This is a genomic window from Sphaerisporangium sp. NPDC051011 (genome assembly GCF_040653595.1).
Lineage (GTDB): Bacteria > Actinomycetota > Actinomycetes > Streptosporangiales > Streptosporangiaceae > Sphaerisporangium.
The window spans coordinates 98,857-105,768 of the sequence record NZ_JBFAGG010000025.1 but is presented as its reverse complement, the minus strand read 5'-3'; the positions used below and the strand labels follow the sequence as shown (position 1 = coordinate 105,768).

The following is a 6,912-nucleotide window of genomic DNA, read 5'->3' as shown; positions in this document are numbered from 1 at the left end:
TCGGTGTTCCATGCCGGGCACTGCGACTGGCAGCGGCCGCACTCGGTGCAGGTGTAGAAGTCCAGGAACCCCTTCCACGTGGTGTCCTCGATCTTCCCGCGGCCGAACACGTCGGTGTCGGGGTCGGCCTCCTCGAAGTCCAGCACCGTACCGTTGCTGCGCATCTGGGGCACCGCGCCCAGCCCGTCGGGACGCCGTGAGAACAGCACGTTCAGCGGCGCCAGGAAGATGTGCAGGTGCTTGGAGTTCACCACGATGACCAGGAACACCAGCATGACGCCGATGTGCAGCAGCAGCCCCACCGACTCCAGCGCCTCACTGGTGGGCAGCACCTTGGCCACCGCCTCGGAGGCGAACGCGCCCGAGGTGTAGGGGAAGTTGCCGGTGTTGACGGCCGCGCCGCGGAACAGGAACATCGTCCACAGCACGTTGAAGATCATGAACAGGATGAGCCAGGCGCCGCCCAGGTGCGAGCCGGAGAACCGCGAGCCGCGGCCGAGCTTCTTCGGCGAGTTCTTGACCCGGATGACCGCGAAACCCACCAGGCCCAGCAGGCACGCCACCGCGATGAGGTCCTGCAGGAACCCCAGCACCGGCCAGGTCCCGACCAGCGGGATATGGAAGTCCGGGGTCCCGGTGATCGCGCCCTGGAGCAGCGCGCCGTAGGCCTCCAGATACACCGTTGCCAAGATCACGAACGCCCAGAACACCACGAAGTGCGCCACACCCGACGGCGTCCACTTCAACAGCTTCTTCTGCGCGAACACCTCCACCACCTGCGCCCTGAGCTCGGCGCCGGCGTTCTCCTTGGCGTACTCCACGCGTTCGGGAGCGGGCTGGCCGCTCGTGGCGAGGTTGTAGAGCCAGTGCGCGCGGCGACCGGCGAGGGTGACCGCGATGGCGGTCATCACGAGCCCGATGATCGCTACAAGGAGCACGGGTCCTCCAAACTAGGGCGTTGCTGCCCAGCGTAGACACAGCAGACACAGCAGGACACACCGGTCGTCCACCGTGACGGCGAAGCCACTCCGAATAGTACCCGCCAGTAACTTATGGCCATGCACAGGTGCGACCCTTCGGCCGCACTGGCTAGAACAATGCTCTGTGAAGGTCTCGGCCCGGGTTCGATCAGTCGGCGCCGAGGTAACGCTGGACCGTCGGCGCGAGAAGGCCGACGAGCTCCTCGATGTCGACGGACGCCACCGGCTCCACCTGAAGGACGTACCGCAGCAAGACCACGCCAAACATCTGCGCGAACGCCGCCTCCATGCGGATCGGCGGGATGTCCAGGCCGGCCGCCACCCGCTCCAGGATCGCCCGGGTCATGAACTCGCGGATCATCGCGACCACCCGCTCGTTGGTCATCGCGCTGCGCATGAGGGCGATGATCGGCTCGCGGGCCGTCGGGTCGGCCGTCAACGTCAGGATGAACCGGGTGACCCGCTCGCCGACCTGCTCGCGCGGCCCCTCCAGGATCAGAGGGATCACCTTCGAGGGGTCCACGGGCAGATGAAGGGCCGCGACGAAGATGCCCTCCTTGGTGTCGAAATAGTGGTGGACGAGCGCCGGGTCCACCCCGGCCTCCCGGGCGATGCCCCGGATCGTCGTCTTGTCGAAACCCTTCTCAGCGAAGATCTTGCGGGCCGCGACGACGATCTCGCCGCGCGTGTCCGCCGAACCCGGGCGCCTCCCTGGACGCCGTCTTTCCGCCGTCACCCCTCCGCCTTCCGCGCCGTCATCGCCGGTCTCGGATCGGATCATGCCGACAAAGACCCGATCATGTCGAGGAGGACGCCGCGAAGTGCAGCCGGGCGAAGGCCAGCCCCTCGGCCAGGTCGTCGATGCGCTCGCTGCGCCCGGACGCCTTACGGGTGTTGATCTCCAGGACGATGAGGCCGCCGTACCCGGCGGTGGCCAGCTTCTCCAGGACGCGGGCACAGGGCTGGCTCCCCCGTCCGGGCACCAGGTGCTCGTCCTTGTTGGTGGTGCCCACGCCGTCGGCGAGGTGCAGGTGGGCGAGGCGGTCACCGAGCTTCTCGGCCATCTGCAGCGCGTCGGACCCCGACACGGCCGTGTGGGAGAGGTCGAGGGTGACCTGGGGGAAGTCGTAGTCGACGACGTCCCAGCCCGGGGAGTACGGCACGACCTCGGCGCCGCGGGCGCGCAGGGGGAACATGTTCTCGACCGCGAAGACGACGTCGGTCTCGTCGCGCATGCGGGCGAGGCCGGTCTCGAAGTCGCGGGCGTAGTCGCGCTGCCACCGGAACGGCGGGTGCACGACGACCGTGCGCGCGCCGAGCCGCTCCGCGGCCTTCTGCGCCTTGACGAGCTTGGCCCAGGGGTCACGGCCCCAGACACGCTGGGTGACGAGGAGACAGGGGGCGTGGACGGCCAGGACGGGAATGCCGTAGTGGTCCGAAAGGCGCTCGATCACGTCGATGTCCTGGCTGATCGGGTCGGCGCCGACCATGACCTCGACACCGTCGTAACCGAGGCGGGCGGCCAGCTCGAAGGCGTCCGGAGTGCGCTCGGGATACACCGACGCGGTGGACAATGCGATCTTGGCGTTCGGGACACGGATGACGTCGGTCACATCTGCCAGCCTAAGCCGGGTCGCGCCCAGGTCGCGTAGCGCAACCCGGATGCAACGGAGATCACACGCGCCTGTTCGCGTTGTGCCTGGTCTAGCGTATGCCCCATGGCGCGGATCGTCGATGGGGCCATTCCCAGCCCGAATATATGGAACTCACCCCGGACCTACGAGCTGGAGAACCGGGCCGTCGACCCGGACGGCGCCGCCGAGGCCGCGATGTCGGCGATCCGCCCCTGGACGGGAGGCGCCGTCCTCGACATCGGCTGCGGCACCGGTTACCACCTGCCGGGGCTGGCCGCCACGGCGCGCACGGTCATCGGCGTCGAGCCGCACGCCGCGCTCGCCGCGCTCGCCGCCGAACGCTGCCGCGCGCTGCCCCGCGTGTTCGTCCGCACGGCGACCGCCCAGGCGCTGCCCGTCCCCGACTCCTCGGTCGACATCGCCTTCGCCCGGTGGGCGTACTTCTTCGGCCCCGGCTGCGAGCCCGGCCTGCGCGAGCTGTCCCGGGTGGTGCGGCGCGGCGGCGCGGCGTTCGTCATCGACCTGGACGCGAGCCGCGGCGACTTCGGTGCCTGGTTCAGCCGCACGGTGCCGTCCTACTCGGCGGCGGCCGTGGAGGCGTTCTGGTCGCGGCAGGGCTGGCAGCGCCGGGAGCTGGACCTGCGCATGGTCTTCTCCACCCGCGCCGACCTGGAGGCCGTCCTGCGCATCGAGTTCGCGCCCGACGTCGCCGAGGAGGCCATCGCCCGCACGCCCGGCCTGGAGGTCGCCTACCCCAACATCCTGCGCTGGCGCCTGTTCTGACGTCCCTCTTCCGGGATGCGCGGGCTTGACCTTGACGTTGACGTCAGGGCTTAGCGTGAACGCGGATCAGGGAGGACCGATGCGGATCGGCGAGCTGGCGAGGCGGGCGGGGGTGAGCACCCGGGCGCTGCGCTACTACGAGCAGCAGGGGCTGCTGGCGGCCAGGAGGACGTCCAACGGCTACCGGGAGTACGACGAGTCCGACGTGAAGGTGGTCGCCGAGATCCGCTCGCTGATCACGGTGGGCTTCACCCTGGAGGACGCGCGGCCGTTCGTCGAGTGCCTGCGCGCCGGCAACGACGCCGGGAACGCCTGCCCCGAGTCCGTCGAGGTCTACCGCCGCAAGCTCGCCGAGATCGACGAGCAGATCCGCACCCTGTTCGGCCGCCGCGCCGAGGTGGCGGCCCAACTCGCCGAGGCGTGCCCGGGATGCGCGCTGAGAACCGGAGGAACGACATGATCACGCTGACCGCCGAGAACTTCGCCGAGCAGGTCCTCCAGAGCGACAAGCCCGTCCTCGTGGACTTCTGGACGGAGTGGTGCCCGCCGTGCCGCATGGTCGCGCCGATCCTGGAGGAGATCGCGGGCGAGTACGCCGACCGGCTGACCGTCGCCAAGCTGAACGCCGAGGACTACCCCGAGATCGCCTCCCGGTACGGCGTGATGGGCTTCCCCACGATGAACCTCTACCGGCACGGCGAGGTGGTGCGCCAGGTCGTCGGCGCCAAGCCCAAGCGGCTGCTGCTGGCCGAGTTGGAAGGGCAGTTCTAGCGCCTCCGGGCGGGCGCGCGGCCGATGTGAATTGTCGGCGCGGGCCGATAACGTGCCCCCCATGACCAAGACGCAGAAGGCCGGGTACCGCTGCGCCGAGTGCGGGTGGCGCACCTCCAAATGGGTGGGCCGCTGCGGCGAGTGCCAGGCATGGGGCACGGTCGACGCCGAGGAGGCCCGCGCCGGCGTCCACGTCGTCCAGGGGGGCGCCGTGACCTCCCCCGCGCTGCCGATCGGCCAGGTCAAGGCCGAGTTCGCCCGCGCCCGCACCACCGGCGTCGGCGAGCTCGACCGCGTGCTCGGCGGCGGGCTCGTCCCCGGCGCCGTCGTGCTGCTCGCCGGCGAGCCGGGCATCGGCAAGTCCACGCTGCTGCTGGAGGCCGCGGCGAGCATGGCCCGCCACGAGACCGTCCTGTACGTCACGGGCGAGGAGTCCGCCGCCCAGGTCCGCATGCGCGCCGACCGCATCGGCGCCATTCAGGAGCACCTCTACCTCGCGGCCGAGACCGACCTCGCCGCCCTGGTCAGCCATGTCGAGAAGGTCCAGCCCCGGCTGCTGATCGTCGACTCCGTGCAGACCATCGGCTCCGCTCAGGCCACGGGGGTCCCGGGCGGCGTGACGCAGGTCCGCGAGGTGACGGGCAATCTGGTGCGCCTGGCCAAGGAGCGCGGCCTGTCCACGGTCCTGGTCGGCCACGTCACCAAGGACGGCTCGATCGCCGGCCCCCGCGTCCTGGAACACCTCGTCGACGTCGTGCTCCACTTCGAGGGCGACCGCCACTCGCGGCTGCGCATGGTGCGGTGCATCAAGAACCGCTTCGGCCCCACCGACGAGGTCGGCTGCTTCGACCTGAACGAGCGCGGCATCCAGGGGCTGCCCGACCCGAGCGGCCTGTTCGTCTCGCGCCGCTCCGAGCCCGTCCCCGGCACGTGCGTCACCGTCACGGTCGAGGGCACCCGGCCGCTGCCCGCCGAGGTCCAGGCGCTGGTCGGCCCCACCGAGGCCCAGCAGCCGCGCCGCTCGACCTCCGGCCTCGATCCTTTCCGCGTGACGATGATCCTCGCCGTCCTGGAGCGCCGGCTGAACGCCCGGCTGAGCGGCTGTGATGTCTTCACCGCGACCGTCGGCGGCATCCGGCTCAACGACCCGGCGGTCGACCTCGCGGTGATGCTCGCCGTGGCCAGCGCGGCGGGCGACCGTCCCCTGCCGCCCGGCCTGATCGTCCTCGGCGAGGTCGGCCTCGCGGGCGAGCTGCGCCCGGTCAGGGACATCCGGCGCCGGGTGGCCGAGGCCGCGCGGCTCGGCTTCTCGCACGCCCTGGTCCCCACCGGCTCGCTCGACCAGGACCCGCCCGCGCTGCCGTCCCCGGACGGGCGCGAGGCCCGCAGGCCCGTCCCGGTGGCGCGGTCGCCCATCCGCACGACGAACTTCTCCCAGGGTTTCGACGTCACAGAAGCAGAGAACGTCTGGGACGCGTTGACGCACGTCACATGAGCCTCGCCGCCGCGCTCCCGGCCCGCGGCGGCATATCGCCGCTAAACTGGGCGAGGTCAGCGACCATCGGGGGTCATGTGGCGAACAACTCCAAGGGCATCGACGATCGCCGACGATCCACCCTTGCCGCCCTCGCTCCGGGCACCGAGCTCCGCGACGGCCTGGAGCGCATTCTCCGTGGGCACACGGGTGCGCTCATCGTCCTCGAATACCACCGCGGGGTCGAAGATCTCTGCACGGGCGGGTTCACGCTCGACGTCGAGTTCTCCGCGACGCGCCTGCGCGAGCTGGCCAAGATGGACGGCGCCATCGTCCTGGACTCCGCGACCGGCAAGATCGTGCGGGCGGCCGTCCACCTCGTCCCCGACCCGACCATCCCCACCAACGAGTCGGGCACCCGCCACCGCACCGCCCAGCGCGTGGCCCTGCAGACCGGCTCGCCGGTGATCTCCATCAGCAAATCGATGCACATCATCGCGCTCTACCTCGACGGCGTCCGGTACGTCCTGGAGGAGTCCGCGGCGATCCTCTCCAAGGCCAATCAGGCGCTCGCCACGCTCGAACGGTACAAGATGCGCCTGGACGAGGTCTCCGGCACGCTGTCGGCCCTGGAGATCGAGGACCTGGTCACGGCGCGCGACGTCTCGGTGGTGGTGCAGCGGCTGGAGATGGTGCGCCGCATCGCCGGCGAGATCGAAGGCTACGTCGTCGAGCTCGGCACCGACGGGCGGCTGCTGTCGCTGCAGCTCGCCGAGCTGGTGGCCGGGGTCGAGGAGGACCGCGATCTGATCCTGCGCGACTACCTTCCGGCCCAGGGCGGGCGGCGCCCGCGCTCGGTCACCGACTCGCTCGCCGAGCTGGACCGGCTGTCCCCCGGCGACCTGCTCGACCTCACGGCGGTGGCGCACGTCCTCGGCCACGACGGCTCCGAGGCACTGGACAAAGCGGTCAACCCGCGCGGTTTCCGCCTGCTCGCCAAGGTGCCCCGCCTGCCCGGCAGCGTCGTCGACCGGCTCGTCGACCACTTCGGCGGCCTCCAGAAGCTCCTGGCGGCCAGCACCGACGACCTGCAGTCGGTGGGCGGCGTCGGCGAGTCCCGCGCCCGCAACGTCCGCGAGGGCCTCTCCCGCCTGGCCGAAGCATCCATCTTGGAGAGATACGTGTAAATGGCTCTGTCTATGGCCGCGCCTCCGGCGCGGCGGTTCGGGGCGCACTTTTGGGCACTTTTGGGCGCCCCGAACTCATGGGT

The 6,912-nt window shown here is 70.6% G+C and carries 7 protein-coding genes and 1 pseudogene; 5 read left to right on the top strand and 3 right to left on the bottom strand.

Going from position 1 to position 6,912, the window contains the following annotated elements:
* The 3 genes and pseudogenes from AB0H21_RS38090 to AB0H21_RS38080 all read right to left on the bottom strand — a co-directional run.
* Positions 1–938, bottom strand: a pseudogene (locus tag AB0H21_RS38090) (Fe-S oxidoreductase); the annotation flags it as partial.
* 190 nt (positions 939–1,128) lie between these two features.
* Positions 1,129–1,761 (bottom strand): TetR family transcriptional regulator, encoded by a 633-nt coding sequence (locus AB0H21_RS38085; protein ID WP_358526507.1) that lies wholly within the window; start codon positions 1,759–1,761, stop codon positions 1,129–1,131.
* Between the two features lie 16 nt (positions 1,762–1,777).
* Positions 1,778–2,593, bottom strand: coding sequence for a sugar phosphate isomerase/epimerase (locus AB0H21_RS38080; protein ID WP_358526505.1), 816 nt, complete (start codon positions 2,591–2,593; stop codon positions 1,778–1,780).
* A gap of 105 nt (positions 2,594–2,698) precedes the next feature.
* Here AB0H21_RS38080 and AB0H21_RS38075 point away from each other — a divergent pair, with 105 nt between their 5' ends.
* The 5 genes from AB0H21_RS38075 to disA all read left to right on the top strand — a co-directional run bounded on the left by AB0H21_RS38075 (position 2,699) and on the right by disA (position 6,829).
* Positions 2,699–3,397 (top strand): methyltransferase domain-containing protein, encoded by a 699-nt coding sequence (locus AB0H21_RS38075; RefSeq protein ID WP_358526504.1) that lies wholly within the window; start codon positions 2,699–2,701, stop codon positions 3,395–3,397.
* Between the two features lie 79 nt (positions 3,398–3,476).
* On the top strand, positions 3,477–3,857 hold the full coding sequence (locus AB0H21_RS38070; RefSeq protein ID WP_358526503.1) for a MerR family transcriptional regulator: 381 nt from the start codon (positions 3,477–3,479) through the stop codon (positions 3,855–3,857).
* Positions 3,854–4,168 carry a thioredoxin gene (gene trxA / locus AB0H21_RS38065; RefSeq protein WP_358526501.1) on the top strand — a complete coding sequence of 105 codons (315 nt, stop codon included), beginning with the start codon at positions 3,854–3,856 and terminating at the stop codon, positions 4,166–4,168. The genes AB0H21_RS38070 and trxA overlap by 4 nt, the downstream gene beginning before the upstream one ends.
* 61 nt (positions 4,169–4,229) lie before the next feature.
* A complete protein-coding gene (radA, locus tag AB0H21_RS38060; RefSeq protein ID WP_358526499.1) occupies positions 4,230–5,663 on the top strand; it encodes a DNA repair protein RadA in 1,434 nt (477 codons plus the stop codon).
* 77 nt (positions 5,664–5,740) lie between these two features.
* Entirely contained in the window at positions 5,741–6,829 is a 1,089-nt protein-coding gene (gene disA, locus AB0H21_RS38055) for a DNA integrity scanning diadenylate cyclase DisA (RefSeq protein WP_358526498.1), read from the top strand.
* Positions 6,830–6,912: the final 83 nt, after the last annotated feature.

Excerpts from the sequence above, each read along its gene's own strand:
- AB0H21_RS38075 (WP_358526504.1), top strand. The coding sequence starts at position 2,699 with ATGGCGCGGATCGTCGATGGGGCCATTCCCAGCCCGAATATATGGAAC.
- AB0H21_RS38070 (WP_358526503.1), top strand. The coding sequence starts at position 3,477 with ATGCGGATCGGCGAGCTGGCGAGGCGGGCGGGGGTGAGCACCCGGGCG.
- AB0H21_RS38085 (WP_358526507.1), bottom strand. The coding sequence starts at position 1,761 with ATGATCCGATCCGAGACCGGCGATGACGGCGCGGAAGGCGGAGGGGTG.
- radA (WP_358526499.1), top strand. The coding sequence starts at position 4,230 with ATGACCAAGACGCAGAAGGCCGGGTACCGCTGCGCCGAGTGCGGGTGG.
- trxA (WP_358526501.1), top strand. The coding sequence starts at position 3,854 with ATGATCACGCTGACCGCCGAGAACTTCGCCGAGCAGGTCCTCCAGAGC.